The sequence below is a fragment of the Kitasatospora sp. NBC_00458 genome, from assembly GCF_036013975.1.
In the GTDB taxonomy this organism is placed as follows: domain Bacteria; phylum Actinomycetota; class Actinomycetes; order Streptomycetales; family Streptomycetaceae; genus Kitasatospora.
In genome coordinates this window covers 829991-854938 of sequence record NZ_CP107904.1, presented here as the reverse complement: position 1 = coordinate 854938, position 24948 = coordinate 829991, and the positions used below count along the sequence as shown (strand labels likewise).

At 71.7% G+C, this 24948-nt stretch carries 12 protein-coding genes; 1 reads left to right on the top strand and 11 read right to left on the bottom strand.

Annotated elements, in window-relative coordinates; genetic code table 11:
* The 11 genes from OG550_RS03295 to OG550_RS03245 all read right to left on the bottom strand — a co-directional run bounded on the left by OG550_RS03295 (position 1) and on the right by OG550_RS03245 (position 23654).
* A complete protein-coding gene (locus OG550_RS03295; protein ID WP_327674293.1) occupies positions 1-1206 on the bottom strand; it encodes a hypothetical protein in 1206 nt (401 codons plus the stop codon).
* Positions 1207-1292: 86 nt separating this feature from the next.
* Positions 1293-1544 carry an acyl carrier protein gene (locus tag OG550_RS03290; protein ID WP_327674291.1) on the bottom strand — a complete coding sequence of 84 codons (252 nt, stop codon included), beginning with the start codon at positions 1542-1544 and terminating at the stop codon, positions 1293-1295.
* A gap of 29 nt (positions 1545-1573) precedes the next feature.
* Positions 1574-2425, bottom strand: coding sequence for a 3-hydroxyacyl-CoA dehydrogenase family protein (locus tag OG550_RS03285; protein ID WP_327674289.1), 852 nt, complete (start codon positions 2423-2425; stop codon positions 1574-1576).
* Positions 2426-2470: 45 nt separating this feature from the next.
* Entirely contained in the window at positions 2471-7864 is a 5394-nt protein-coding gene (locus OG550_RS03280) for a type I polyketide synthase (protein ID WP_327674287.1), read from the bottom strand.
* On the bottom strand, positions 7864-12408 hold the full coding sequence (locus OG550_RS03275) for a type I polyketide synthase (RefSeq protein ID WP_327674285.1): 4545 nt from the start codon (positions 12406-12408) through the stop codon (positions 7864-7866). Before OG550_RS03275 ends, OG550_RS03280 begins: the two co-directional genes overlap by 1 nt.
* Positions 12405-17033 carry a type I polyketide synthase gene (locus tag OG550_RS03270; RefSeq protein WP_327674283.1) on the bottom strand — a complete coding sequence of 1543 codons (4629 nt, stop codon included), beginning with the start codon at positions 17031-17033 and terminating at the stop codon, positions 12405-12407. The genes OG550_RS03275 and OG550_RS03270 overlap by 4 nt, the downstream gene beginning before the upstream one ends.
* Positions 17026-19485 carry a non-ribosomal peptide synthetase gene (locus OG550_RS03265; RefSeq protein ID WP_327674281.1) on the bottom strand — a complete coding sequence of 820 codons (2460 nt, stop codon included), beginning with the start codon at positions 19483-19485 and terminating at the stop codon, positions 17026-17028. The genes OG550_RS03270 and OG550_RS03265 overlap by 8 nt, the downstream gene beginning before the upstream one ends.
* A gap of 152 nt (positions 19486-19637) precedes the next feature.
* The gene (locus OG550_RS03260) at positions 19638-20246 is read right to left on the bottom strand and encodes a class I SAM-dependent methyltransferase (protein WP_327674280.1); all 609 of its coding nucleotides are present in this window, start codon (positions 20244-20246) and stop codon (positions 19638-19640) included.
* A gap of 105 nt (positions 20247-20351) precedes the next feature.
* On the bottom strand, positions 20352-20915 hold the full coding sequence (locus OG550_RS03255; protein WP_327674278.1) for a class I SAM-dependent methyltransferase: 564 nt from the start codon (positions 20913-20915) through the stop codon (positions 20352-20354).
* A gap of 206 nt (positions 20916-21121) precedes the next feature.
* Positions 21122-23113 (bottom strand): carbamoyltransferase C-terminal domain-containing protein, encoded by a 1992-nt coding sequence (locus OG550_RS03250; protein WP_327674276.1) that lies wholly within the window; start codon positions 23111-23113, stop codon positions 21122-21124.
* Positions 23114-23450: 337 nt separating this feature from the next.
* On the bottom strand, positions 23451-23654 hold the full coding sequence (locus OG550_RS03245; protein WP_327674274.1) for an acyl carrier protein: 204 nt from the start codon (positions 23652-23654) through the stop codon (positions 23451-23453).
* 319 nt (positions 23655-23973) lie between these two features.
* Here OG550_RS03245 and OG550_RS03240 point away from each other — a divergent pair, with 319 nt between their 5' ends.
* Positions 23974-24906, top strand: coding sequence for a TauD/TfdA dioxygenase family protein (locus tag OG550_RS03240; protein WP_327674272.1), 933 nt, complete (start codon positions 23974-23976; stop codon positions 24904-24906).
* Positions 24907-24948: the final 42 nt, after the last annotated feature.

Here is a 24948-nt window from a genome sequence, read left to right as displayed (position 1 = left end):
TCAGCTCCCGCTGACGGCGGTTCGGACCTGGGAGGGCCACGCTGCGGTGTCGAGGCCGTACTGGCAGAGGAAGGCGTAGACCAGCCGCTCCAGGCCGAAGCCGACGCAGCCGCTCCGGGTCGGGCCGTCGGTGCCGTAGCCGATGCCGAAGACCTTGCCGAACAGGTCGTCGTGGAAGTTGAACGAGCCGACGGCGATCGTCCGCCCGGGCGCGACATGCAGCCGCAGCTCGTACTTGAGCTCCATCAGCCGCTGCGACCAGATCCGCTCGGAGGTGTCCGTGCCGCAGAAGAACGGGTCGTTGCCCACCTCGCAGAAGCCGCTCAGGCCGAGCTCCTCGACGAAGGCGAAGACCTTTCGCATGAAGCGCTCCCGGGAGTTCAGCACGTCCTCCCGGGAGCCCATGAAGACCATCTCCCGGATGGTGAAGTCCCAGAGCCGCTCCAGGCCGGTGGCGTACGCGGCCTCGAAGCGGAACGACTTGCCGCGCGAGGTGACCACGTGGAGCCGGTCTGCCTCCAGCGTGCGATTGCTGTACTGGTTGAAGGTGTGGTAGCACATCGTGGGCGGCAGGCAGTAGTCCACGTTGCCGCAGGAGTCCAGCGTCGAGGAGTCGACACCGGTGACGGCCTGCTGCTCCTGGAAGGCGCGGTAGACGTCCAGGTCGTTGCGCAGTCGGGTGACGAACATCAGGTGCTGCGGGAAGGATCTGAAGTACCCCGCCGTCTCCAGCGCCTTCGTCCTGATCAGGGTCGGGTACCGGTACTCCCGGACCTCGTGGTCCTCGGCCAGCAGGTCGCAGACGGCCCGGTCGAAGTAGGTGAGGAGGGAGAGCAGCGGCTCGCCGAGGGCGACCTGGCCCTCGCCGACCTCGGCCACCGCGCCGGTCCCGGCGAGGAGTTCGAAGACGCCCTGGTGCGGGGTGCGCTGGTGCGGCGAGGTCCAGACGGCCTTGGCCGGCGTCACCCACTGCTTCCGGACGTCGTTGTCCACCATGGAGTTGACCTTCTCGGCCAGGGCGTCGTGCGGGAGCGGCTGCTCGGAGCGGAGTGTCACGGAGCGCACCTCGCCGCCGTCCACGGTCACCTCGAAACCGGTGATCTCGGGCGACACGAAGAACAGCCGGCGCTCGATCTCGTCGGCCAGCGCTTCGGGGATCGGGCTGTGCAGGTCGATCCGGGTGAGGACCTCGTTGGAGTGCGTCATGGTGCTGCTTCCTCGGCGATGGGAGAACGGTCGAACGGCCCGGCGCGCGGCGGCGTGGGCCGCCGCGCCCGTGGGTGCGACACGTGCTAGGCCGCCGTCGCCGTCCGCGACGTGACCAGGCGAACGAGGCCGTCGACCGTGCGGAAGTTGTCGAAGTCCATGTCCGCCGGGCCGAGGGTCAGGCCGAAGTCCTTCTCCACGAAGAGCGCGAGCTGCATCGCGAAGAGGGAGTTGACGTAGCCGAGGGCGAAGAAGTCGTCGCTGTCGGCGAGAGGCTGGCCGGCCAGCTGCGGGGCGAGGAACTCGCGGATCCGGGCGCGGGCGTCGTCGTTCGTCATGTCCGGTTTCTCCTAGTGTGGTTCGGGGTTCAGTAGGTGTAGAAGCCCTGGCCGGTCTTCCGGCCCAGCAGGCGGGCGTCGACCATCTTCTGGAGCAGCGGCGCCGGGCGGTACTTGCTGTCCTTGTAGCTCTCGTACATGACCGTGATCGAGTTCAGGATCGTGTCGAGGCCGATCAGGTCGCCGGTCTCCAGTGGGCCCATCTTGTGGCCGAAGCAGCCGCGGAACATCCTGTCGACGTCCTCGGCCGAGGCGATCTGGTCCTGGACGCAGAAGATGGCCTCGTTGATGGTCACCATGAGCACCCGGTTGGTGATGAAGCCGGGGGCGTCCTGGACGACGATGCCCTTCTTGCCGATCTCCGCCAGCAGGCCGAGCGCGCTGTCCAGCGTCTCCTCGCCGGTGAAGTGGCCGCTGACCACCTCGACGGTGTCCATCATCGGGACGGGGTTCATGAAGTGCAGCCCGAGGACCTTGGCCGGGCGCCCGGTGACCGAGCCGACCCGGGTGATCGGCACCGCCGAGGTGTTCACGCCGAAGATCACCCCGGGGCGGCAGATCGCGTCGATCTGGGCGTAGACCGAGCGCTTGACGTCCCAGTTCTCGGTGACGTTCTCGACCGCGAAGTCCACGTCGGCCAGGGCGGTCAGCTCGGTGGCGGTGGTGATGCGGGCGAGGACGGTGGCGGGTTCCTCCTTCGGCGCCCGGCCGAGCAGCATCGGCTGGACCAGCAGGTCGCGGCCGATCTGGGCCAGCGCACTGTCGAGTTGGGCCTGCTCGATGTCGACGAGGACGACCTCGAAGCCGGCCTCCGCGAAGGACTGGGCGACGCCGCGGCCGATCGTGCCCGCGCCGATCACGCCTATGGTACGGAAGCTCACGGGAGTTACCACCTTTGTGGGATAGGGGGGTTGGGGCCGGTCCGGTCAGGCCCGGTCGTCCCGGGTGTCCAGGTGCCCGGCGAGTTCCGCGATCGTGACGTAGCGGAACAGGTCGACCATCGAGACCCGGATGTCCATGACCTTCTGGATGCTCTGGGCGATCCGGAGCGCCACCAGCGAGTCCACCCCGAGTGCGAACGAGGTGTCGTGCACGTTGAGTTCGGTGAGGCCCAGCTCGCGGGCCCAGATCCGGGCGAGGGCGCGTTCGGTGTCGCTGAACTCGCCGCTCCGGTTGCCGAAGAGCTTCGGTCCTCCGTCGGACGGCGCGGCCCCCGACGCATCCGACCCGCCGCCGGCGCCGGCGGCGACGATGGCCTGCCGGATCGGCGCGGCCAGCACCAGCGGTGCGCGGCACAGCAGTTCGGCGATCCCGGCGGACGCGCCCAGCTTCGGGTAGTTGATCTCGCCGACGACCACCGGCGTGCGGGCCGCGCCGAGGATCTCCTCGAAACTGTCGAGACCGTCCTCGACCGACACCGACCGGAAGAAGCCCTGGTCCTGCTGGACCCCGTGGTCGAACGCCATGCCGGTGTCCAGCCAGTCGCTCCAGTCGACCGTCACCGTCCGCCGGCCGTGCGCGGTGCGCTGCTCGGCGAAGTGGTCCAGGTAGCTGTTGGCGGCTGTGTAGTCGCCCTGCCCGGCGGCGCCGAAGACCGCCACCGTGGAACCGAAGTTGACCATACACTCCGGCGGGTCGTCCTGGGTGACGAGGTCCAGCACGGTGGCGCCGAGCACCTTCGGGTCCAGCGTGCGGCGGAAGGTCTCCGGGTCCTTGCGGAAGAGGAAGCCCTCCCCGGCGACCCCGGCCGCGTGGACGACGCAGCCGATCCCGCCCAGCTCGGCGCGGACCTTGGCGACGACGCCCTCCATCGCAGCCAGGTCGGTGACGTCGGCGGCGTAGCCGCGCACCTCGGCGCCGTCGGCGGCGAGTTCGCGCAGCGCCTCGATCTGCCGGCGCACCCTGGGGTCGGTGACCGCGTCCCACCGCTCGCGCGGCGGCAGCTCGGTGCGGTTGACCAGCGCCAGCCGGGCACCGGGCACCGTACGGCTCAGGTGGCGGGCGACGGCCAGTCCGAGCCCGCCCAGGCCGCCGGTGATCAGGTACACCCCGTCCGGGCGCACCGGCGTGGCGCGCGGCTCCTCGCGGAGGTCCGCCGGGACGAGCTCCGCGACGTACCGCAGCCCGCCGCGCAGGGCGACGGCGGTCGGGGTGCGGGCGCCGAGCAGCTCGGCGCAGACCGCCTCGGGGCCGGTGTCCTCGGCGATGTCCAGGCAGAACACCTCGGTGGCCTCGTACTCCTGGCCGATCACCTTGGCGAGGCCGAAGAGCGTCGCGTGGACCGGGGCCGTCTCCGGCTCGCTGCCGGTGACCCGCGCCACCGAGGGCGCGACCACGCTGAACCCGGCCGGGGAGACGCCGCGTTCGGCGAGGCCGCGGGCCAGGTGGAACAGACTGTGGACGCCGTGCGCCAGCCGGTCCCGCAGGACGTCCAGGTCCTGCTGGACGCGGCCGTCGGCGGGGGCCGCGACGTGTACGACCTCGTCCGGGAGCTCCGCGCCGAGCGCGTCCAGCAGCCGCCCGAAGCCCTCGGGGGTGGGCGGGACCTCGTACCGGCCGGCGGAGAGTTCCCGCCACCCGGCCGCGAGCGCGGCCTCGGTCACCGCGATCCCGCGGGCGCGCAGCGCGGCGCCCAACTCGCCGCTCATACCGCCCTGTTCGCCGACCAGCAGGACGCGGGCGGGCAGCGCGCGCCGCCCCTCCGGCGCCGGGGCCGGCACCCAGCGGATGGTGTGGTGCCGGGAGTGCGGGCGCAGGCGGGCGACCGTGCGCCTGGCGTCGGTCACGCGCTTGACGGTGAAGCCGCGGATCTCGGCCGCGGTGGCGCCCGACTCGTCGCAGATCACCACGTCGACCTTGCGGAACTCGGCGTTGTGCGCGGCGCCCGGGTGCGGCTGGACGAAGCTCAGGCCGCGGGCGGGCAGCGGGCCGTGCAGGAGCAGCGAGTCGTAGCCGACCGGGAGGAAGAAGTCCCGGTCCCCGAGGGCGAGTCGGCGGTCCTCGGCGGTCTCCAGGACGGCGAAGCCGCTGAAGCCGGTGGCCTGGTCGAGCAGCGTCGGGTGCAGGGGGTACTCCTGGCACTCGGCCCCGTACCGCTCGGGCAGGTCGAGCACGCCGAGGGCGGCGCGGACGCCGACGTGCACGGTCGGCAGGCTGCTGCGCCAGCGGTCGCCGAACTCCATCACCTTGTGCTCGGTCTGCCGCAGGGTGATGTCCACGCTCTCCAGCGAGCAGAGCGCGCGCAGGCGGTCGAGGTCCTGCTGCGGCGCGGGTGCGGTGTGCGGCCGGACGCCGACCGTGCCCTGGACGTGCACCGTCCAGTGCCCGCCCGTCGGGTCGAGGCTGGCGACGGTGAACTCGGCGGTCAGGGGGTCGAGTTCACGGACGGTCGTGTGCGCGGTGCGCGGGACGCCCTCCTGCACCAGTAGCGGGACCAGGAAGGTGACGTCGCGCAGCTCGGTGGCCGGCCGGCCGAAGTGCAGCGAGGCGGCGGCGCGGGCCATCTCCAGGTAGGTGGTCCCGGGGACGATCGCCTCTCCGAGCAGCTTGTGCTCGGAGAGCACCCAGTGCCGTTCCAGCGAGAACTCGGTGAGGAAGACGGACTGGCCCATCGTCCGGAGCAGGGCCCGGTCCAGCAGCGGGTGCGGGCCGGGGGCGTGCTCCACCGGGGCCTGCGGGGCCTGGGGTTCCAGCCAGTAGCGCTTGTGTTGGAAGGGGTAGGTGGGGAGGGGGATGCGGCGGCGTTGTTGGGGGGCGTAGTAGTCGGTCCAGTGGGGGGTGGTGCCGGTGAGCCAGAGGGTGGCGAGGGTGCGTTGGGTGGTTTCGGTGGGGGTGCGGGGGTCGCGTTTGTGGGGGAGGGTGGCGAGGGTGGTGGCGTGGGTGTCGGTGGTGGTGAGGATGCGGCGGGCGAGGCTGGTGAGGGTTTGGCCGGGGCCGATTTCGAGGAGGGTGGTGCCGGTTGTGGTGGTGGCGGTGTGGATGCCGGTGGCGTATTCGACGGTGGTGAGGATGTGTCGGCCCCAGTAGTGGGGGTCGGTGGCCTGGTCGTCGGTGATCCAGGTGCCGGTGGTGTTGGAGATGAAGGGGGTGTGGGGTGTCCGTCGGGGGAGGGCGGTGACGGCGGTGGTGAACTCCTGGACCATCGGTTCCATCAGGGTGGAGTGGAAGGCGTGGGAGGTGGTGATGGGTTGGGTGGCCCAGCCGTGTTCGTTGGCGAGGGTGGTGAAGTTTTGGATGGCTTGGTGGGGGCCGGAGACGACGCAGTCGCGGGGGCCGTTGTGGGCGGCCAGGGAGAGGTCGTGGGTGAGGGCGGTTTCGATGCTTCGGCGGTCGGTCATCACGTTGAGCATGGCGCCGGGGGTTTGGGCTTGCATGAGGCGGCCGCGGAGTGTGACCAGGTGGAGGGCGTCGGGGAGGGTGAAGACGCCGGCGAGGCAGGCGGCGGTCCATTCGCCGAGGCTGTGGCCGAGCATGGCGGTGGGGGTGATGCCCCAGGATTGCCAGAGTTTGGCGAGGGCGTATTCGGTGGCGAAGAGTGCGGGTTGGGCCCATTGTGTTTGGTCGAGGCGGTTGTCGGGGGTGTGGATGATGGTGCGGATGTCGTCGTCGAGGTGGGGGGTGAGGAGTTCGGCGCACTCGTCGAGGGCGGTGCGGTAGGCGGGTTCGTGTTGGTAGAGGTCGTGGGCCATGCCGGTGTGTTGGGAGCCTTGGCCGGTGAACAGGAAGACGAGGGGTGTGTTCTCGTGGGTTGTGTGGCGGGTGGTGACGTGGGCGGGGTCGCGGGTTTCGAGGGCTGTGGCGATGGTGTCGATGTCGGGGCCGGTGATGGTGCGGCGGTGGGGGAGGGTGCGGCGGCCGGTGGCGAGGGTGTGGGCTGTGTCGGCGAGGTTGGGTCGTTCGCGGCGTAGGTGGGTTGCGAGTCGGTCGGTGGCCTGTTCCAGTGCGGCGGGTGTGCGGGCCGAGAGGATGAGTGTTTCGGTGGGGCGTGGGCTTGGGGGGGATTGCGGGGTGGGTGGGGCCTCTTCGAGGATCAGGTGGGCGTTGGTGCCGCCGAAGCCGAAGGCGCTGACGCCGGCGCGGCGGGTTCGGTCGGCGGTGCGTGGCCAGGTGCGGGCTTCGGCCTGGATGCGGAACGGGCTGTCGGTGAAGTCGATGTCCGGGTTGGCGTGTCGGTAGTTCAGTGACGGGGGGAGGAGTTCGTTGCGGAGGGCGAGGGTGGTCTTGATGAGGCCGGCGATGCCGGAGGCGGCGTCGAGGTGGCCGATGTTGCCCTTGAGTGAGCCGAGGGTGCAGGAACCGGCGCCGCCGAACGCCCGGGACAGCGCCTGCACCTCGATCGAATCGCCGATCACGGTGCCGCTGCCGTGGGTCTCGACGTAGTCGATGCCCTCCGGGTCGACCTCCGCGGCGGCCAGGGCCTCCGCGATCACCTCGGCCTGGCCGGCGACGGTCGGCGCCGTGAAGCTCGCCTTGACCCCGCCGTCGTTGTTGACGGCCGAGCCCTTGATCACGGCGTGGACGGTGTCGCGGTCGGCGAGCGCGTCCTCCAGCCGCTTCAGCACGACCACGCCGACGCCGTTGCCGAAGACGGTGCCCCGGGCGTCCGCGTCGAACGGGCGGACGTGCCCGTCCGGGGAGAGGAAGGCCCCCTCCTGGTGGAGGTAGCCGGTGTTCTCGGGGACCTTGTAGGAGACCGCGCCCGAAAGGGCCATGTCGCACTCGTAGTTGAGCAGGCTCTGGCAGGCGGCGTGCAGCGCGACCAGTGAGCTGGAGCAGGCGGTCTGGACCGGGAAGCTCGGGCCGCGCAGGTCGAGTTTGTACGACACCCGGCTGGTCAGGAAGGCGAGTTCGAAGCCCAGGCCGACGTTCTCGCCCTTGATCTCCTCGCCCTGCTCCAGGTTGCCGAGGATGTTCCCGAGGTAGGCGGTGGTGCTGGCGCCGCCGAAGACGCCGACGCTTCCGTCGTACCGGGCGGCGTCGTAGCCGGAGTCCTCCAGCGCGGACCAGGCCGTCTCCAGGAAGAGGCGGTGCTGCGGGTCCATGATCTTGGCCTCGCGGGCGGTGTACCCGAAGAACTCCGCGTCGAACAGGTCGATGCCCTCGAAGCGCGGGGCGGCCTTGACGTAGTTCGGCTGCCCGTGGACCTCGGGGGGCACGCCGGCCCCGGCCAGCTCCTCGTCGGTCAGGGCGACGATCGACTCGACGCCGTCCCGCAGGTTCGACCAGAACTCGGTGAGGTCCCCGGCGCCGGGGAAGCGCCCCGCCATACCGATGATCGCGACACCGTCCCGCTCCGGGAGATCCGTGGATTCAGTCGTCATCATTCGCCCCTTGCCGTGCGGCGCCGCTGCTGGCGCCGCCGCTGCTGCATCTTCTCTCTGCGGTCCTCAAGCGCCTTGAGGCTGTTGCCTGTCGCCTGCTGGACGGGCCGCTCGACCAGGCCGGCCAGGTGGGCGACCGTCAGCCCCTCGTACAGGTCGCCGAGGGTGAGCTTCGTGCCCAGCCTGGTGTTGACGGTGCTCACCAGCTGGATGGCGATCAGGGAATCGCCGCCCAGATGGAAGAAGCTGTCCTGGATGCCGACCTTCTCGATGCCCAGCAGCTCCTGCCACACCTCGCAGACCGTGCGCTCGGTGTCGCTGCGCCAGGCCACGAACTCGGTGAGGATGTCCGGGCGTTCGTGCGTGGCGGCGGCGGGCTCCGGGGCGGTGTCCTGGTCCAGCGAGAAGGCGCTCGCGAAGAGCGCCGCGAGCTCGGCGGGCGACACGACGACCTGCGACTCCGAGGTGTGGGCCAGGACGGTGTCGAGGGCCCGCAGCCCTTCGGCGGTCGACATGGCCCGCCGGTCCACCCGCTCGACGCCGGACGGTGCGGCGGTGCCGGCGGCCATGCCGACCTCCCGCCACGGGCCCCAGTCGATCGAGATCACCCGCCGCCCGCGGCCGCGGTCCTGGGCGAAGGCGTCGAGGAAGCAGTTGGCGGCGCAGTAGTCGACCTGGCCGACGCTGCCGATGTTGGCGCCGTTCGAGCCGAACAGGACCAGGAAGTCCAGCTCCTGGTCTGCCAGGGCCTCCTCCAGCACCAGGGTGCCGCGCACCTTGGGCCGCAGCACCTCGGCCGCGGCCTGGAGGTCCTTGAGCTGGATCAGGCCGCCGCCGGCGACGCCCGCCGTGTGGAAGGCGCCGTGGACGGCACCCCAGCGCAGGGTGGTCCGCCGGACGGCCTCGCGCATCGCGGCCGGGTCGGTCACGTCGGCCTGGAGCACCAGGAGCTCCGCGCCCGCGTCCCGCAGCCGGACCAGGGTCCGTACGGTCTCGGTGAGCCGGCCCTGGCCAGGGTTGCGGGCGAGCCACGCGTCCCAGTCGGCGGCGTCCGGCAGCCGGGTGCGCGCGGTGAGCGCGACCCGGGCGCCCGCGGCCGCGAGGTGCTCGGCCAGGGCCAGGCCCAGGCCGCCGGTGCCGCCGGTGACCAGGTAGACGCCGCCCCGGCGGACCACCGGCGACCCGTCGGGTCGGGGCAGCGGCCGCGGTAGGAAGTGCTGGGACCAGCGGTGGCCGCCCCGGTGGGCGACCGTCTCCGGGCCCGGCTCCGGCTCGGCGGCCAACTCGGCGACGAGCAGATTTAGTTGGGCCGGGGTGGGGGTCCCGTGGCAGTCGAGGTCGACGCTGCGGCAGGTGGTGCCGGGCAGTTCGCGGGGCAGCACGCGGCACGGGCCCAGCAGGGTGGCCTTCAGCGGTGCGAGCGCCTCGGCGCCGGTGACGTTGTGCAGCCCGTTGCTGAGCACCCAGATCCGGCGCGGCTCGCCGTCCGGCCGGCGGACGAGGGCCTGGGCGAGGCGGATCAGGCTCTCGAAGCCGTGCCGGAGGCTGCCCTCCTCGCCCGGCGCGGTGACGTTCCAGGCGTGGACGATGCGGCTGGGCAGGCCGGCGGGGCCCGCCCGCAGCGCGTCGATCAGCCGCTCGTGGCCGGTGCCGTCGGCCGGGTCGATGCTGTACCGGCCGTCCCCCGACTCGGACCAGGCGTCGGCCGCCGCCACCACGGTGACGGTGGCGCCGCCGGAGCGCAGCCGCTCGGCGAGCGCCTCGCCCACGCCCAGCCCGTCGGCGAAGACCAGCCAGTGCCGGTCGTGGTCCGGCCGCACCCCGGCGGGGAGGGCGGCCCGCTGCCAGGACGGGGCGTAGAACCACTCCTGGACGTCGTCGCGGCGCGCGGTGCCGGCGCTGCCGAGGGCCGGTGCCGAGGTCTGCCGGTCCAGCCAGTAGCGCTTGTGTTGGAAGGGGTAGGTGGGGAGGGGGATGCGGCGGCGTTGTTGGGGGGTGTAGTAGTCGGTCCAGTGGGGTGTGGTGCCGGTGAGCCAGAGGGTGGCGAGGGTGCGTTGGGTGGTTTCGGTGGGGGTGCGGGGGTCGCGTTTGTGGGGGAGGGTGGCGAGGGTGGTGGCTTGGGTGTCGGTGGTGGTGAGGATGCGGCGGGCGAGGCTGGTGAGGGTTTGGCCGGGGCCGATTTCGAGGAGGGTGGTGCCGGTTGTGGTGGTGGCGGTGTGGATGCCGGTGGCGTATTCGACGGTGGTGAGGATGTGTCGGCCCCAGTAGTGGGGGTCGGTGGCCTGGTCGTCGGTGATCCAGGTGCCGGTGGTGTTGGAGATGAAGGGGGTGTGGGGTGTTTGGCGGGGGACGGCGGTGACGGCGGTGGTGAACTCCTGGACCATCGGTTCCATCAGGGTGGAGTGGAAGGCGTGGGAGGTGGTGATGGGTTGGGTGGCCCAGCCGTGTTCGTTGGCGAGGGTGGTGAAGTTTTGGATGGCTTGGTGGGGGCCGGAGACGACGCAGTCGCGGGGGCCGTTGTGGGCGGCCAGGGAGAGGTCGTGGGTGAGGGCGGTTTCGATGCTTCGGCGGTCGGTCATCACGTTGAGCATGGCGCCGGGGGTTTGGGCTTGCATGAGGCGGCCGCGGAGTGTGACCAGGTGGAGGGCGTCGGGGAGGGTGAAGACGCCGGCGAGGCAGGCGGCGGTCCATTCGCCGAGGCTGTGGCCGAGCATGGCGGTGGGGGTGATGCCCCAGGATTGCCAGAGTTTGGCGAGGGCGTATTCGGTGGCGAAGAGTGCGGGTTGGGCCCATTGTGTTTGGTCGAGGCGGTTGTCGGGGGTGTGGATGATGGTGCGGATGTCGTCGTCGAGGTGGGGGGTGAGGAGTTCGGCGCACTCGTCGAGGGCGGTGCGGTAGGCGGGTTCGTGTTGGTAGAGGTCGTGGGCCATGCCGGTGTGTTGGGAGCCTTGGCCGGTGAACAGGAAGACGAGGGGTGTGTTCTCGTGGGTTGTGTGGCGGGTGGTGACGTGGGCGGGGTCGCGGGTTTCGAGGGCTGTGGCGATGGTGTCGATGTCGGGGCCGGTGACGGTGCGGCGGTGGGGGAGGGTGCGGCGGCCGGTGGCGAGGGTGTGGGCTGTGTCGGCGAGGTTGGGTCGTTCGCGGCGTAGGTGGGTTGCGAGTCGGTCGGTGGCCTGTTCCAGTGCGGCGGGTGTGCGGGCCGAGAGGATGAGTGTTTCGGTGGGGCGTGGGCTTGGGGGGGATTGCGGGGTGGGTGGGGCCTCTTCGAGGATCAGGTGGGCGTTGGTGCCGCCGAAGCCGAAGGCGCTGACGCCGGCGCGGCGGGTTCGGTCGGCGGTGCGTGGCCAGGTGCGGGCTTCGGCCTGGATGCGGAACGGGCTGTCGGTGAAGTCGATGTCCGGGTTGGCGTGTCGGTAGTTCAGTGACGGGGGGAGGAGTTCGTTGCGGAGGGCGAGGGTGGTTTTGATGAGGCCGGCGATGCCGGAGGCGGCGTCGAGGTGGCCGATGTTGCCCTTGAGTGAGCCGAGGGTGCAGGAGCCGGTGCCGCCGAACGCCCGGGACAGCGCCTGCACCTCGATCGAATCGCCCATCGAGGTACCCGTGCCGTGGGTCTCCACATAGTCGATGTCCGCGGGGGAGACGCCGGCGTCGGTGTGCGCGGCGGCGATCACCGCGGCCTGGCCGGTCACGCTGGGCGCGGTGAAGCCGACCTTCACCGCACCGTCGTTGTTGACGGCCGATCCCCTGATCACGGCGTGGACGGTGTCGCGGTCGGCGAGCGCGTCCTCCAGCCGCTTCAGCACGACCACACCGACCCCGGTGCCGAAGACGGTGCCCCGGGCGTCCGCGTCGAACGGGCGGACGTGCCCGTCCGGGGAGACGAAGGATCCGTCCTGGTAGAGGTATCCGCTGCCCGGGTTCGGGTCGACGTGGACGCCGCCCGTCAGGGCGAGGTCGCACTCCCCGGCGAGCAGGCTCCGGCAGGCCGTGTGTGCCGCGACCAGCGCGGTGGAGCACGCGGTGCGCATCGAGACGGCGGGGCCGCGCAGGTCGAGCTTGTACGACACCCGGGAGGCCAGGAAGCCGAGTTCGTTGCCGACCAGGATCTGGGTCTGGCCCAGGGTCTCCACGATCTGCCGGTGCGAGTAGACGTGCTGGACGTAGCGGTTGGTGCCCGCGCCGCCGAAGACGCCGATGCCGCCGGCGTACCGGGCGGCGTCGTAGCCGGAGTCCTCCAGCGCGGACCAGGCCGTCTCCAGGAAGAGGCGGTGCTGCGGGTCCATGATCTCGGCCTCGCGGGCGGTGTACCCGAAGAACTCCGCGTCGAACAGGTCGCTCCCGGCGAACCGGGGGGCGGCCTTGACGTAGTTCGGCTGCCCGTGGACCTCGGGGGGCACCCCGGCCCCGGCCAGCTCCTCGTCGGTCAGGGCGACGATCGACTCGACGCCGTCCCGCAGGTTCGACCAGAACTCGGTCAGGTCCCCGGCGCCGGGGAAGCGCCCCGCCATACCGATGATCGCGACACCACCGCCGGCCGCCTTCACCGGGAGGCCCGCAGGTTGTCGATGAGGACGGCGAGCGTGCGCACGGTGGGTCCCTCGTAGACGATGGTGAGCGGCACGGTCACGGCCAGCTCCTGACGCAGTCGGTGGACGACCCGGAGGCCGAGCAGTGAACTGCCCCCCAGTTCGAAGAAGTTGTCCTGCACGCCGACGCTCTCCACGCCGAGCAGCTCCTGCCAGATCTCCGCGACCCGGTGTTCGGTCTCGCCGTTCGGTGCGACGAAGGGGTTGCGGAGGTTGGGGCGCTCGTGCCGTCGGGCCGGGGCCGGAGTGTCGGCGACCGGGGCGGACCAGAGTTCGTGACGGAGCATCAGATCGCCGGTGGAGATGACGATCTGCGGCTGCGGAGCCGCGTTGAGCAGGCGGTCGACCACCTGTCTCCCCTCGGCCGGGGTGAGGGCCAACTCCCGCACCGCCGCACCGAGTTCCGAATCGGCCCGGTCCTGGTTCGAGAAGTACCAGGCCTCCCAGTTGACGCTGGTCCAGGGCAGGGCGGCGCTGTGGTGCCGCTGGGCGAAGGCGTCGAGCGCGGCGTTCGCGGCGGCGTACGCGCCGAAGCCGAGGCCGCCGAGCAACGAGGCGATCGAGGAGCAGATGACCGCGAAGTCCAGGCGCTGGTCGGCCAGCGCCTCGTGCAGCACCTGGGTGCCGTAGAGCTTGGGACCGAAGTGCCAGGAGGCCTCCTCCCGCTGCAGCACCGCGACCTCCCGGTGGGCGGCGGTGCCGGTCGTGCCGGCGCAGTGCAGCAGGCCGTCGACCGGGCCGAACTCCCGCAGGACGCGGTCCTTCAGGGCCAGCACGGCCGCGGGGTCGGAGACGTCGGTGGCGGCCACCATGACCTCGGAGCCGAGCGCCTCGAACTCCCGGACGGCACCGATCACGGCCCGCACCGACTCCGGGTGCTGCGGGTCGGCCCAGCTCTCCCGGGGCGGCAGGCCCGTCCGCCCGATCAGCACCAGGCGCACCTTCGCCCGGTCGACGAGGGCGCGGGCCATCAGCAGGCCGATCTTCCCCAGGCCGCCGGTGACGAGGTACACCCCGCCGTCCCGGACCGGCGCGTCCTCGCGCGCGGGCGGCGTGCAGGTCACGTACGAGGGCGCCCAGCGGTGGCGTCCGCGCAGCGCGATCGTGCGCTCGCCGGGCGGGGCGGCGAGGTCGGCCAGCAGGTCGTCGACCAGCCCGGGCGCGGCCCGCCCGCCGTCGAGGCGCAGGTCGAACTGGACGCAGCTGAGCGAGGGGTACTCCTGCGGCAGCACCTTGCACAGGCCCTGGACGGTGGCCTTGGGCGGGCAGAGCGGCTCGTCCCCGAGGACGGCGTAGACCTCGCTGGACACCACGTCCCAGCGCTGTTCCCGGGTCATCAGCTCGTCCTCGGTGGCCTGGACCCAGTGGACCAGGCTGTCGAAGGAGCGGTTCAGCAGGGCCCGGACGTCCTCGGGGGCCGCCGCCCGGTCGGCGTCGTCGCCGACGCTCCAGCAGTGCACCACGCGCTCGGGCAACGCTCCCTCGGCGCGCAGTGCCTCGGCGAGCCGGTGGAAGTGGTCCGCCCGGGCGGGGTCGAGGACGTACTCGCGCTCGCCCCCGTGCTGCCATTCGGCGCCCTGGACGACCGTGTGCACGGTGGCGCCGAGGGCTTCGAGCCGGTCGGCGAGGCCGTGGCCGACACCGGCCGCGTCCGCGAAGACGAGCCAGCTCCGGCCGGCCGGATCCGCTTCGGCGGGCCGGGGCGCGGGGGCGAGCCGCTGCCAGGACGGCGCGTAGAACCACTGCGGCAGGGTGCCGCGCCGCTGCTGGGCCGAGCCTCCGCCGCCGGGATGGGCGGCGCCGGGTTCGAGCCAGTAGGTGCGCCGCTCGAAGGGGTAGCCGGGCAGCGGCACCCGGCGGGCGCCGGTCGGGGCCGGGAAGGGGTGGGCGCGGCCGGCCAGCCAGAGGCGTCCGGCGGCCCGCAGGAGTGTGGTGCGGTCGCTCTGCCCGAGGAAGGCGCCGGGCAGGGAGGGGACGACGACCCGGTCGGTGCCGGCCGCGGCGGGGTGCTGGAGGGCCCCGGGGGTCAGGGTCGGCGCGGGGCCGATCTCGACGATCGCGATGTCCGGGACGGACCACACGGTGGCCAGGCCGTCCGCGAACCGCACGCTCTCCCGGACGTGCCGGGCCCAGTACTCGGGGCTGGTGGCCTCGTCGTCGGTGATCCAGGTGCCGGTCAGGTTGGAGACGAACGGCAGGGCCGGAGCGTTCAGCCGCACCGAGCGGACCAGTTCGGCGTAGCGCTCGACGACCGGGTCCATCATCGGGGAGTGGAAGGCGAAGCGGGTGGTCAGCCGACGGGTGGCGATGCCGGCGGCCAGCAGTTCGCCGGCCACCCGCTCGATGCCCTCGACGGTGCCGGAGAGGACGCAGGTCTGCGGGCCGTTGATCGCGGCGAGGCAGACCTCCGCGTCCGTGTACCGTGCGACGGCCCCCTCGGAGAGCGGCACGGCGAGCATCGCGCCCTCGCCCTGCTCCTCGATCAGCCGCGCGCGCTCCGCGACCAGCCGCAGCGCGTCGGGCAGCGAGAAGACCCCGGCCACGCAGGCCGCGACGTACTCGCCCAGGCTGTGGCCGATCATCACGTCGGGCTCGACCCCCCAGGCGGCCCAGAGCTTGGCCAGGGCGTACTCAAGGGCGAACACCGTGGGGTATCCGAGGCGCGGCTGGTCCAGCGGGTGCTCGCTGCGCTCCGGCTGGAGCAGCAGCTTGCGGAAGTCGAAGGGCTCGGGGGCGGCGGCCGCGGACTCGTCGACGGTGGCGACGAACGCGCGGACGTCCGTGCCGAGCAGCGGCTCCAGAAGCCCGGCGCACTCGTCCAGCGCGTCCCTGAACTCGGCCTCCTGGGCGTAGAGTTCGCGCGCCATGCCGGGGAACTGGGAGCCGAAGCCGGTGAACATGAAGGCTACCGGCCGGTGCGGTGCCTCGGGTGCGGTGGCGGTGAGCAGCCGGCCGTCGTCGCGGGCGTCGAGCGCCGCCAGTGCCTCCTCGGTGCTGCCGGCGACCAGTGTCCGCCGGTACGGGAACGCCCGGCGGCCCTGCTGGAGGGTGAACGCGACATCGCCCAGGGGGAGTTCGCGGTGTGCCCGGAGGTGGTCGTGTAGCCGGTCGGTGGCCGCCTCCAGGGCCTCCGGGCTCTTGGCGGAGAGCACCAGCAGCTGCTCGGCGCCGTCCGCCGGCCTGGGCTCGCGCGGCAGCTCCGGGGCCTGCTCGATGATGACGTGGGCGTTGGTGCCGCCGAGCCCGAAGGAGCTGACCCCGGCGCGGCGCGGGCCGTCGCCCTCGGGCCACGGCAGCAGCTCGGTGTTGACGTAGAACGGGCTGCCGGCCAGGTCGATCCGGGGGTTGGGCCGCTCGAAGTGCAGGGTGGGTGGCAGCTGCCCGTGCTCCACGGCCAGTACGGTCTTGATCAGTCCGGCGACCCCGGCGGCCGAGTCCAGGTGGCCGATGTTGGTCTTGGCGGATCCGAGGGCGCAGCTGTGCTCCGGCACACCGGAGTAGGCCGAGGCGAGCGCGGAGAACTCGATCGGATCACCCAGGACGGTGGCCGTCCCGTGCAGCTCGACGTAGCCGATGCTCTCGGCCGGCACGTCCGCGTTCGCCAGCGCGGTGGAGATGGCGGCGGCCTGGGTGGCGGCGCCGGGCGCGCTGAAGCCGGCCCGGCGGGAGCCGTCGTTGTTCAGGGCGGAGCCCTTGATGACCGCGTGGATGTGGTCGTTGTCGGTGATCGCGTCCTTGAGGCGCTTGAGCACCACCATCCCGACGCCGTCGCCGCCTACGGTCCCCTGCGCGCGGGCGTCGAAGGTGCGGCAGTAGCCGTCCGGCGAGAGGATGCCGTCCGGGCGGTAGACGTACCCCTTGCTCCTGGTCCCGTCGACGGCGACGCCGCCGGCCAGCGCGGTGTCGCACTGGTAGGCCAGCAGCGCCTGGCAGGCCTCGACCACGGCGACCAGCGAAGTGGAGCAGGCGGACTGGATGTTGAGGGCGGGGCCCTCCAGGCCGAGCTTGTAGGAGACCCGGCTGGCGAGGAAGTCGGGCCGGTTGCCGATCACCGTCTGCTTGTCGGCGAGGATCTGCGCGGCGCCGGGCTGGGAGGCGATGTTGAGGAGCAGGTAGGTGTTGTTGCCCGCACCCGCGTAGACGCCGACCAGGCCGTCCTGGCGATCGCCGTCGTACCCGGAGCTCTCCAGGGCGGTCCAGGCGCACTCAAGCAGGACCCGGTGCTGGGGGTCCATGAGTTCGGCCTCGCGCGGGGAGTAGCCGAAGAAGGCGGCGTCGAACTTCTCGCTGTCCGCCAGCACGTACCCCGCGCCGACGAAGTTCGGGTCGGCCAGGGTGGCGGCGTCCACGCCCCGGGCGGCGAGCTCCTCTTCCTCGAAGCGGGTGACGGAGCAGACGCCCGCCTTGAGGTTGCTCCAGTACTCCCCGACCGTCGTGGCGCCGGGGAAGCGGCCGGCCATGCCGATGACGGCGATGTCCAGACTGTCGTCGAACTCGGAGAACCCGTCGGCCTGTTCGGAGTCAGGCTCGGAGTCCGGCCCGGTGTCCGCGGTGGGGGCGAGCTCGGGGGAGTACTCACTCATGGTGACCTCGCTTCGCTTGCAACTGCTGCTGGCGGCGTCTCAGTAGGGCGTTCTGCTGGGCCCCCCGGCCGCGGGTGGTGACGGGTGCCGCCCCCTGCCTCTGCTGCGAGAGCAACTCGGCCTGGGCCCGGACGGTGGTGTGCTGGAACAGGTCCAGCAGTTCGATCTCCCGGCCGGTCGCCGCCCGGAGCCGGTGGTGCAGCTCGACCATGAGCAGGGAGTGCCCGCCGAGGTCGAAGAAGTTCTGGTCGGCGCCGACCGCCTCGGCTCGGAAGACCTCCTGCCACACCCGCGCCACCAGCCGCTCCAGCTCGTTCCGCGGCGGCAGCGGCAGCGGCGCGGCGGCGGGCTCGGTGGGCCGGGGCAACTTGCTGCGGTCCACCTTGCCGTGCCCGGAGAGCGGCAGCCGGTCGAGTGTCACCATCGCCTGCGGGATCATGTGCGGGGAGAGTCGCGCCCGCAGGTGGCGCTCCAGCCCGGCGGTGCTGAACCCGGGGCCGTACGGCTCGATGTAGGCGACCACCCGCCGGTTGCCGGGGGCGTCCTCGCGGACGACGGCGATGGCGTGGCGCACCTCGGGGTGGCTCTTCAGGGCGGCCTCGATCTCGCCCAGGGCGACCCGGAAGCCGCGGACCTTGATCTGGTCGTCGCGCCGGCCGAGGAACGCGATCGTCCCGTCGGCCAGGCGGCGGACGATGTCGCCGGTGCGGTAGAGGCGGGAGCCCGGCCCGCCGCCGAGGGTGTCCGGGACGAAGGCCGCAGCGGTGAGGTCGTCCCGGCGGTGGTAGCCACGGGCGAGGTTGTCGCCGCCGATCAGCAGCTCGCCGGCGACACCGACGGGCGTGGGCCGGCCCGCGGGGTCCACGACATGGGCCTGGGTGCCCGGCAGCGGAACACCGATCGGCGCGGTCTCCCACTCGGCGTCCGGGTGGTCGGCCACGGTGAGGGTCAGCACGCCGACGGTGGTCTCGGTCGGGCCGTAGTGGTTGAAGACCCGGCAGTGCGGCACCAGGCGCTGGAGGGCGCGCAGCCAGCGCCAGTCGGAGGCCTCGCCGCCGATGACCAGCAGACGGCGCGGCAGGAGCTCGACGAAGCGCGGGGAGGACTGGAGGGCCCGGAGGTGGGAGGGCGCGATCTTCAGGCAGTCGACCCCCCAGGTCTGCACCCAGTCGGCCAGCCGGTCGGCGTCCAGGGCGCTTTCGCGGGAGATCAGGTGCACCTCGCCGCCCGTGCACAGCGGCGGGGCGAAGGCCGTGACGCTGGAGTCCACCGTCAGCGGCTGCACCATCGCGAAGCTGAGCGGCCCGTCGATGCCGAGCCGCCGGATGACGGCGCGGGTGTAGCCGACGAGCTGGCGGTGCTCGATCACCACGCCCTTGGGCTTGCCGGTGGAGCCGGAGGTGTAGAGCAGGTACGCGGCATCGCCGCAGGCCGAGCGCCCAGGGGGCGGGTTCTCCGTCGGTCGGCCCGCCAACACGGCCAGCTCGGCGTCGAGTTCGATCACCTGGTGCCCGGTGCCGAGCGGAGCCGTCGCGACCACGACCCGCACGGCCGCGTCGCCGAGGATGCCGTCCCGCCGCTCGACCGGGTCGTTCGGATCCACCGGTACGTACGCGCCGCCGGCCTTGAGGACGCCGAGCACGGCCACCAGCAGCCGCACGTCGCGGTCGGCGCAGATGCCCACCGTCACCTCGGGGCCGACCCCGATCCCGCGCAGCAGGTCGGCCAACTGGTTGGCCCGGGAGTTGAGTTCGCGGTAGCTGAGGGAGGCGCCCTCCGCCCGGACCGCGATCGCCTCCGGGGTGCGGGCGGCCTGCGCCTCGAAGAGCCGGTGGAAGCCCAGGTCCGTCGGCTCGCCCGCGACGCCGTTCAGCGTGGCGACGGTGCGCTCCTCCTCGGCGGTGAGCAGGGGCAGCTCGGCCACCGGCCGGTCCGGATCGGCGGTCGCGCCTTCGAGGAGCCGGAGCAGGTGCTCCACCGCGCGGCGGGCGGTGGCGGGATCGAGGACATCGGTCGCGAACACCAGCCGACCGGTCAGCTCGCCCCCGACGTACGAGAGGTGCAGATCCAGGTCGCAGGATGCGGTCTCCGGGGCGACGCGCGGCGCCGGCCGGTAGGAGAAGCCCGGCCACAGGTGCACGGGCGTCGCGGTACGGGCCTGCTCGGCCTCCGCCAGCCGGGCGCCCGCCAGCCGGACCAGCTCCCGGAAGCTCCCGCCGACCTCGGCGCGGACCGGGGTGGTCAGCTCGGCGCCGTTGGACACCCCGACCACGAGCTCGGACTGCCCGCTGTACCGGTGCAGCAGTGCCAGGTAGAGGGCGAAGGCCGCCGCCGGGAGCCCGGCTCCACAGGCTTCACCCAGCTGCCGCAGCACGGCCGTCGCCGAAGCGGGCACCAGGAAGGGCACTGAGTCGCCGCGGAGGTCCCGCTGCGCCGGATGGGACCGGTCCAACGGGAGCTCCGGCACGACGGGTATATCGGCGAGGTGTCCGCCGATCTCCGTGCCGGGCAAGGGCGTTGCCGAGTGCGGGAGTGTCATGAAGGTTGCCTTGGGGAGTTCGGGGCGAGGACGTACGTCACCCGTCCTGCCGGAGCGGGCCACGGCTACGCGGGTCGCTTGGTACAGAGGTAGACCTGGTTCCGACGGTGGTCGGCGGGCACGTCGATGATCTCGACCGATTCCGAGAGCGAGTGCAGCAGTGCCTCGAAGGGGCCGGGGGCGTAGCGGTTGAGCCAGATGTAGCCGTTCGCCGTCTCCCGCCGCAGCAGTACCTCGGGCTCCTGCGGTACCTGGAACATGCAGATCGCCACGGTGCGGCGGGCGACCCGGAACAGCTCGCGGACGGCGGTCTCGTAGTACGGCAGGTGCTCCAGCAGGTGGCGGCAGTTCACCACGTCGAACGAGCCGTCGGGGAAGGCGAGGTCGGTGACGCTCGACTGCTGCCACCGTGCCTCGGGGTGGAGCTCGCGGCAGTGGGCGAGGGCGGCCTCGCCGATGTCGATGCCGGTGTAGTCGACCTCCAGGCCGGCCGCCAGCAGGTGGCGGTAGGTGACCCCGGAGAGGATGCCGCAGTCGAGCAGGTCGAACGGCGCCCCGGCCTGCAGGGCCGCGATCCGCTCGGTCACGACCGAGTGGGACGGATGCGCGGCCCGGGCGTCCTCGCCCATGTGGGCCACGTCGGAGGTCCGGGCCCAGAGCGATCCCGTGTCCACTGCGGATTCCGTGGCCGGCGTTGCGGAGTGATGGAGTGTCATGAGGTCGCCTCGCGACGGTCGGGGCAGGGACGCGCGTCGTCCGTCCTGCCGGATGGGCCGCGGCTAAGCGGATCGCTTGGTGCAGAAGAAGATCCGGTTTCGACCGTTGTCCGCGGTGACGTCGACGGTCTCGACCGATTCCGAGAGCGAGTGCAGCAGTGCCTCGAAGGGGCCGGGGGCGTAGCGGTTGAGCCAGATGTAGCCGTTCGCCGTCTCCCGCCGCAGCAGTACCTCGGGCTCCTGCGGTACCTGGAACATGCAGATCGCCACGGTGTGGCGGGCGACCCGGAACGCCTCGCGGACGGCGGTCTCGTAGTACGGCAGCGTTTCCAGCAGGTGGCGGCAGTTCACCACGTCGAACGAGCCGTCGGGGAAGGCGAGGTCGGTGACGCTCATCTGCTGCCACCGTGCCTCGGGGTGGAGCCCGCGGCAGTGGGCGAGGGCGGCCTCGCTGATGTCGATGCCGGTGTAGTCGACCTCCAGGCCGGCCGCCAGCAGGTGGCGGTAGGTGACCCCGGAGAGGATGCCGCAGTCGAGCAGTTCGATCGGCGCCCCGGTCTGGAGGGCCGCGATCCGCTCGGTCACGACCGAGTGCGAGGGATGTGCGGCCCGTCCGTCCTCGCTCATGTAGGCGACTTCGGAGGTCCGCGCCCAAAGTGATTCCGTGTTCACTGCTCTGAACTCTCCAGACTGCTGAGCGAAGCCGGACATGGCGGCACGATCACCGGTCGAACCGTTGCGCCATCGGGACCGGGCGGTGGCCTGCTTCGGAACACACCGTCGCGGCGGCCCCAGGGGCTGTCCGGTCCGCCGTCAGCGCACCCGTCGAGCGGTCAGAAAGCCGCGCCTTCCGCGGATTCGGGATCGTAGACGGCGGTCGGCCCGAACATCCGGGCGTGCTTCGCCGCGGCGAGGGCCAGCGTGCCGCTCGCGTCCCGGGCGGCCGCGACCTCGGCCAGCTGGTTGACCATGGCGGGTGTGGCCAGCCCCTGGTCGCGCAGCTCGGGGGAGCGGGACATCAGGACCATGGCCGCGGTGGTGTAGCCCGAGTCGACCCAGGACTGCCAGATCGCGTCGCGGTCCTGCTCCTGGCCCGCGAAGAGCTCCTCGCGGCGATCGTGCCGACGCGTGGGGACCGGGCTCCGGCCGCGGGCCTCCGCGCGCAACCGGACCCGCCGACCTGCGATGTAGGCGACGGCGGCGCCCTTGCGGATGGCGAAGTTCAGGGCCTGTGCCGCCGTGTCCACCACCGGCTCACCCTTGTCGTTCAGGGAGGTGTTGCACACCATCGGCACCCCGGTGGCCTGCCGGAACGCCTCGATCGCCCGGTGGAGCAGGGGGTTGGTCCCGGCGGACAGGGTCTGGCGCCGGGCCGAGTCGTCGAGGTGGAGGATGGCCGGGACGAGCCGGCGCTTGGACTCGGTGACGTACGCCGTCTCAAGCATGTAGGGCGAGGGCCAGGGGTCCTCGAACCACTCGCCGCTGTACTCCTCCAGGACGATCGGGGCGACGGGGCGCCACCACTGCCGGCTCTTCCAGTCGTTCAGCAGCTCCTTCGACCGGGGCGAGCGGGGGTCGGCGAGGATGCTCCGGTGGCCCAGTGCCCGCGGACCGATCTCGGCCGCTCCGTCCGCCCACACCAGCGGTCCGGTGGAGAGGTCCTCGACGAACTGGGCCTCGGTGAAGTCCTGGACGTCGTCGATGAAGTCGTCGAACTGCTGCAACGCGCTCTCGACATCGGTCAGTTCGGAGCCGTGGTAGGCGGACTTGAGCTGGAAGCCGCCGCCCGGGAGCAGGCCCTCGCCGAGGAGCCCGAGGAGGCCGAGCCCGAGGGACTGGCCGGAGTCGTTGGCGCTCGGCGGAGTGAGCAGGCCCTTGAAGCCGTAGCGGCGCAGGAGGAAGGAGTTGGTCGGGCAGTTGAGGGCGAAGCCCCCGCTCAGGGAGAGGTACGCCTGGCTCGGTTCCACCCCCGCAGACTCCAGCAGCCGGTCGACGTTGCGCACCATGACGAGCTCGCAGGCCGTCTGGACGATCTTCATGACCGCGGACTGCAGGTGCTCCTGCTCGCTGAAGCGGCTGTCCAACTCCATGGCCGGCAGCTGGGATTCGGCTGCACGGATCACGTCCTGGACGAACGGGAGGGTGTCGACCAGCGGTACCCGCCGACCGCCGAACAGCTTCAGCTCCCGCACCGCCGCCTCGGTGTCGAAGGCGACCTCGGTGGGGCAGGCCGACGCCAGGGCCATCAGGGTGCCGGGCTCCTTGTCGAACTCGGCTGACGCGGCGTCATAGATGGGCGCCGGGGACTCGACCGGAGCGAAGTCGACGTCGCCCTTGGTGGACACGCAGCCGGTGTACCAGTACTTCTTGCTCGCCGGGTCGAGGCCGAAGTCGGGCCGGCCGTCCAGGGCGAGTCCGATGATGGTCTCGCTGCGGAACGCCTCGGAGTCGAGCAGCAGCCCGCTGTAGAGGTGGGCGAGGCTGTGGATCGGGAAGTCCTCGGCGCCGGACGGCAGTTTGATGTCCGCGTGGTGCGGCAGGCCGGGCGTGCCCCAGGACAGGCTCACGTCCTCCGGGGAGAGCCCCTCGGCCGCGAGCAGCTCGGCCAGTAACCGCTGGTACCGCTCGACGGTGAACAGGGGCCAGAAGTGGTGCTTCTGCCCGCTGAAGCGCTCCAGCTCCCAGACCCTGACCAGTTCGACCCGCGAGTCGTGACTGCGCCAGAGCGCGATGTTCTGATCATGGCGCGGCGCTATGACGGACAGGCTGCCGGGTGGAGAGATGTAGCTCGACAGGAAGTACTTCGCAGCTGGGTACGCGGTCACGATGTCCCCTTCGGCGGTTGGACAGTGGCTACTTCTTCTCCGGGCCCGACGGTCCTGGAAGCGGTCGGCGCGGGCGGTCGTGAGACTGCCGGGGCGTGCTCGACGGGGCCTCGGTGTGTACCGGCGGCGTCAGGTGCGACGGACTGCCCGGGCGGGCGCGGTCGAGCCGCGGGCCGGAATCCCGGCGGCCGCCTGCTCAGAGGCTTCGGCCGGCTACGGGGCTACGGGGCTGCGGGGTGGGGCCGGCGGGGACGGACTCGGGTCCCCTCATCCGGATGCGTCGGCTCCAGGGCCGGCGACGGGGTCGCTTGAGCCCGGTCGTGCCGTCGTGCCGGGACTACTTCGAAGCGATCCGCCCCTCGACGAGCTGGACCAGCTCACCGACGTCGGCCACGGTGAACATGTCGACGACGTCCAGATCGACGTCGAACGTGCTCTGGATCGAGACCATCAGGCGGAGCAGCGACACGGAGGTGGCGCCGAGGTCGTCGAAAGTCCTGTCCAGCGAGACCTCAAGGGGAGCGAATACTTCGGAAATCACCGACATCAAGTTGTCGGACTGCTCGTTCGACATTTCGTATTCCCAGATCTCTTCTATTCAAAGCTTATCTAGGCAATTGACCCTATGGCGTTGATGATGAAGCGTCAAGACCTATCTTTGGGTTGGGATGATACGTGGCACGATGTCCAAATTGCGCCAGGTAGGCCCGAGTTGACGGGGCGAAGGCTTCGGGTGCGAAGCGGGGCATGGTCAACGAACTGCCCTGTTGCTATATTCGGCCTGACCGGGGCTCGGCCGCGCCTACCCTAGGGTAGGCTGCCCGAGGTTTCACCGCACAGCCACAGTACTGGGGGTACTGGTGTCAGAAATCAGCTTTCGGCCTCTCACGCCAATCACTGGCGCGGAGGTGGAAGGCGTCGATCTCGCTGCGGACCTGTCGCCGGCCGTCGTGGCCCGCCTCCGTGAGGCCCTGCTGCGTCACAAGGTCCTCGTTTTCCGCAATCAGCCGATGAACGACGCGCAACACGTCGAACTCACCAATGCTTTCGGCGGTGCCACTGCGGCCCATCCCATCGTGAACGGCCTGCCCGAAGAGCCCGCCGTGCTGCGGACCGCGCTGTCCGAGGAGCGGCGGGCGCTGGTCGAGGCCGAGGCCGGCCTCAGCCACCCCTTGAAGGGATCGACGCCGCGGCGCCTGCGCACCGAGTGGCACGTCGACAGCACCTTCGTGGTCAACCCGAACGCCATCACCATTCTGCGCGGTGTCGAGGTTCCGCCGGTCGGCGGCGACACCCTCTTCGCCGATCTGGAAGCGCTCTACGAGGGGCTTTCGCCTTCCTTCCGGGGATACCTCGACACCCTGCAGGCGATCCACGCCCGGCACACCCCGGAGGCGGAGCCCCGCCCCGACGGCAAGCCGGCAGGCCCCTTCGCGGCCGTGCACCCGCTGGTGCGGGTGCACCCCGAGACCGGTGCGCGCAGCCTGCTCGTCAGCGCGGTGTTCCTCCAGGCCATCCGCGGCCTCAAGCCCCGCGAGAGCACGGCCCTGCTGGACTTCCTGCTCGACGAGCTCGCCGGGCGGGACGAGATCCACGCCCGGGTCCGCTGGGAGCAGGACACCCTCGTCATGTGGGACAACCGCGCCGTGGCCCATGCCGGGCCGGTGGACGGCCTGATGTTCCAGGAGGAGCGGATCGTGCACCGCACCACCGTCGTCGGCGATGTGCCCTGCGGGCCCGACGGCTTCGTCTCGCGCGCCCTCATGGGGGGGCGGTTCGAAGCGCTGGCCTGAGAGGCCGCGCCGTGACGCCCACGGCTATCGGGCGGCCCCTGG